Source organism: Flavobacterium adhaerens, assembly GCF_040045115.1.
GTDB lineage: Bacteria > Bacteroidota > Bacteroidia > Flavobacteriales > Flavobacteriaceae > Flavobacterium > Flavobacterium adhaerens.
The window spans coordinates 232449-235919 of the sequence record NZ_JBDLZX010000007.1; the positions used below are offsets into that span (position 1 = coordinate 232449).

Here is a 3471-nt window from a genome sequence, read left to right on the forward strand (position 1 = left end):
GCTCAAAAAACCACCTAATTTTTTAGGTGGTTTTTTTATGAAATATTTTTTATGACTTACCAATAAAAAAAACGCTCAAAATTTTGAGCGTTTTTCTGTTTTAAAGGATCAGGTTATTTGCCTTCATTTTTTTTGACTTTTTGTACGTATTCTGTTAACTCTTTCCCGTAAAGCGAATTGGCTACTTTTGGTGTCATTGACTTTTGAATAGTATCTAAAAATTTTATATTGATATCATAAATTTCGGCTAATGCAATATAAGGTGAAACCTCATGGTCTTTGTTGTTAACTGCAAAATTCGTAGCGAAAAGATATTTGCGTTTGATATTATTGTCTTGTAATTTGGTAAGACTGTCTAATGCTTTTAAGTTGTTTGTTTTAAGAGCCCTAAATTTTTTCTCAATCAACGTTAGGTTTTCGTTAGTAAAACGAGAGTTCACTTTTTTATATTCTTCGTACAAATCGTGGTTTTTTGAACCTGTGATTTTAGCACTTGCAATAAACGAATCTAAATTAGTTTCGATTGTTATGTTACCAGGCTCAGCAAAGAACATAATGTTATTGTCTAGAGAATTCGTTACGCCACGATCTAAGTATAGGTATAACATTTCAGGTGATTTCAAATCGATATTGCTTTCAAAACTTGATTGCCCATCAATCTTGATACTGTCGATTGCAATAAGAGTCGAATCGGCAATTTTTTGAATGTATAAAGTGCCATCTTTTAATCCTTTTATGTTTCCGGTGATGTGTAAGTTTCCTTTTGATTCATTTTGGTTACACGCTACTAAAAGAAGTACAGATGCAAAGGCAATAATAGTTTTTTTCATGGATAAATTGTTTTTTTTTCTAGGACATATTCTTCATTTTTAGTTATCTAATTTATGAAGTCTATGTGTGGATTATTTTTGCGCAAAATAAATAAAATTGTTGATATGTATTGATTTAACTGAGGTGAATTTAAAAAAAAATCTCAATCGAAATAAGATTGAGATTTTGATGATTATGGTAATCAGGATTATCCTTTTAGCCATGCTTCTCTTAAAGCTACTTTTGTCGAATCTGTAGCTTCAAGTGCATCTACATCAACATATGGAAGTTTTACTTTTCCAGTTATTGTTTCTTCTTTACCGTCTCTTTTTATTTTAATAGAAATAATGTCGTCTTCTTTCCATTTTTGGCTTTCCAGAATCATATCGTAAATATTGTCTAATGAATAGGGTTTGTCATTAATGTTTACAATGACATCTCCAGCTTTTAATCCTAATGAAGTATAGAAAACATGTAATTCTTTGTTTGGAGCCACAAATATTTCTTTGTTTTCTTTGTTTACACCAACAAATGGGTTTTGACCTTGAAGAAACACACCTTCTGGTGCTTTTTTGATGATTTTGGTTACTCCAACTTTTGCTAGATAATCATAGTAAGGTATCGGGGTTGGTCCAGCAACATATTTAGTCAAAAATTCACCTACTTCAGGATAAGTTAATGATGTGATTTTGGCAAATAGTTCGTTGTCATTAAACGGTTTTGTTACACCATATTCATTAGATAATTTTTGCATCAAATCCAGAATCCCCCTTTTCCCGTTACTGTTCTCTCTAATTTGAATATCCAAACACATTCCAATTAAGGCTCCTTTTTGATATACATTAAGGTACTGTGCTTTGTAAGGTTCGTTTAAAACATTTGCGCTCATAGTTGTGAACGGCATAGTGTCGTTCATAGCATTTGCCCCTTGAATTTTTTCAGAAATACGAGAATAGAATTCTGTTTCGTCAATTAATGATTGATTGATTTGAAATAAATTAGCGAAATATTCAGTAACCCCTTCATACATCCATAAGTGTTCAGACATTTTTGGATCATTGTAGTCAAAATATTGTATCTCTTTTGAATGTATGGTTAGTGGTGTTAGGATGTGAAAAAATTCATGCGAAACTACATCTTTCATCTGTTTTACCAACTCTTCTTTCGGCATCATTTCTGGCATTACTACTGTAGTTGCAGTGGGGTGCTCTAGGGCTCCAAAACCTTTGGCATCAGTAGGGGACATTGTAGAGAGGTACAAAATAACGGTGTATTTCTTTGTAGAGTTTATTTTGCCTAAAAATGTTTTTTGAGCGGTCATCATTGTTTTCATTTCAGGAGTTATACTTTCTGCTGTAATTTTTCCTGATGGAGAATAAACTGCAATCTGTATGTCCATTCCGTCAACAGTAAATGTGGTGTAGTCAGGTTTAGAATACATTATTGGATTTTCAATTAGCTCTGAGTAAAGTGGCATTTCAAAAACATCAACTGCCGAAGATCCGTCTTTATCAATCATTGAGGTCGCTCCCCAAAGTGTAGTTGGGTGATTTACTATTACTTTGTATGGAGTTTCTTTTTTGTCTTGAAAATATCCAACAAAACCATGTAAGTTAAGCATGAAATTTTTCCCTGCATCTATATTGGTTCCTGTCGGCGAAAAAACATCGTCTTGTCCAAAGCCACTTCCTTTTTCGGTATCGTAGGTGTCATTGACTAAATAAGTGATTTTTGCCAATGATTTGGCTTTTTGAATCGACCAAGTGTTTTCATCTGTTTTGGTGATTTCTAAAAGTTTTCCTTTACTATCATAAGCTTTGAAATCGGTAACAAATTTTCCGTAATTGTCGGCCGAATAAGTTCCAGGAACCGTTTTCGGAAGGCTGTATTTGATTTCGTCGGTTTTGATTTTTGGGACTTTTACAGTAACTAAGACTTGATCGTCTTTTACATTATTAAGATCGATAGTTACTTCAATTTCTTCTTTTTTAGAATCTGGAAGTTTTGTTGGGGTAGCTTTACTTGTCCAAAATAAGGAAGACAGGGCTAGTGCAAAGATTATTTTTTTCATTTTGTTTACGAGTTTGTTTGGCTAATTAGTGTTTTAATGATTAAAAATGTTACAGTATGTTAAAAAAAAAGAAATGTATTACAATATGCTTGTTTGTATTGTTATGGGTTGTTATAATTATAAAAAAAAACTCCTGTAAAACAGGAGCTTTTTTGGTTAGTCTAATTTATTCTTTATGTAATATTTACCATCTAAATCGTCGTCAAAATCATCTATTTTTAATGGTTTAGGTTTAGGTTTACTTGCAATTGCTTTCTTTTTCCACATTTCGTATTTTTCAGTCGGCATTTTCTTTTTCATAATTTCAAGAACCTCTTTTTCAGCTAATCCAAATTCTTTTTTGATAATTTCAAATGGATTTCTTTCTTCTTGGGCCAATGTCATCAGTCTTTCTGTTTGTTCCCAGTTTAATTCTTTGCGGTTACTCTTTTTCATTACGTGAAAATTAATTCAATTTGGTTTAATGATTAATAAATTTGATTCTAAATCTCATCCCAATATTAATAAAAAAAATTCTGATTATCCGTTTATGCACCTGTTATATTCGCAATTACTAGTCTGTCAAAGAGTTTGTCTCCAAAATACCGTCT

At 31.9% G+C, this 3471-nt stretch carries 3 protein-coding genes; all 3 read right to left on the minus strand.

Annotated elements, in window-relative coordinates:
• Window positions 1-113: 113 nt before the first annotated feature.
• Window positions 114-830, minus strand: coding sequence for a DUF4369 domain-containing protein (locus ABEB18_RS11900; RefSeq protein ID WP_348799524.1), 717 nt, complete (start codon window positions 828-830; stop codon window positions 114-116).
• A 188-nt stretch (window positions 831-1018) separates the two neighbouring features.
• On the minus strand, window positions 1019-2881 hold the full coding sequence (locus ABEB18_RS11905; RefSeq protein ID WP_348799525.1) for a M61 family metallopeptidase: 1863 nt from the start codon (window positions 2879-2881) through the stop codon (window positions 1019-1021).
• Between the two features lie 156 nt (window positions 2882-3037).
• Complete coding sequence (locus tag ABEB18_RS11910; RefSeq protein WP_348799526.1) at window positions 3038-3316, minus strand: DUF2805 domain-containing protein; 279 nt, start codon at window positions 3314-3316, stop codon at window positions 3038-3040.
• Window positions 3317-3471: the final 155 nt, after the last annotated feature.

Excerpts from the sequence above, each read along its gene's own strand:
- ABEB18_RS11900 (WP_348799524.1), bottom strand. The coding sequence starts at position 830 with ATGAAAAAAACTATTATTGCCTTTGCATCTGTACTTCTTTTAGTAGCG.
- ABEB18_RS11905 (WP_348799525.1), bottom strand. The coding sequence starts at position 2,881 with ATGAAAAAAATAATCTTTGCACTAGCCCTGTCTTCCTTATTTTGGACA.
- ABEB18_RS11910 (WP_348799526.1), bottom strand. The coding sequence starts at position 3,316 with ATGAAAAAGAGTAACCGCAAAGAATTAAACTGGGAACAAACAGAAAGA.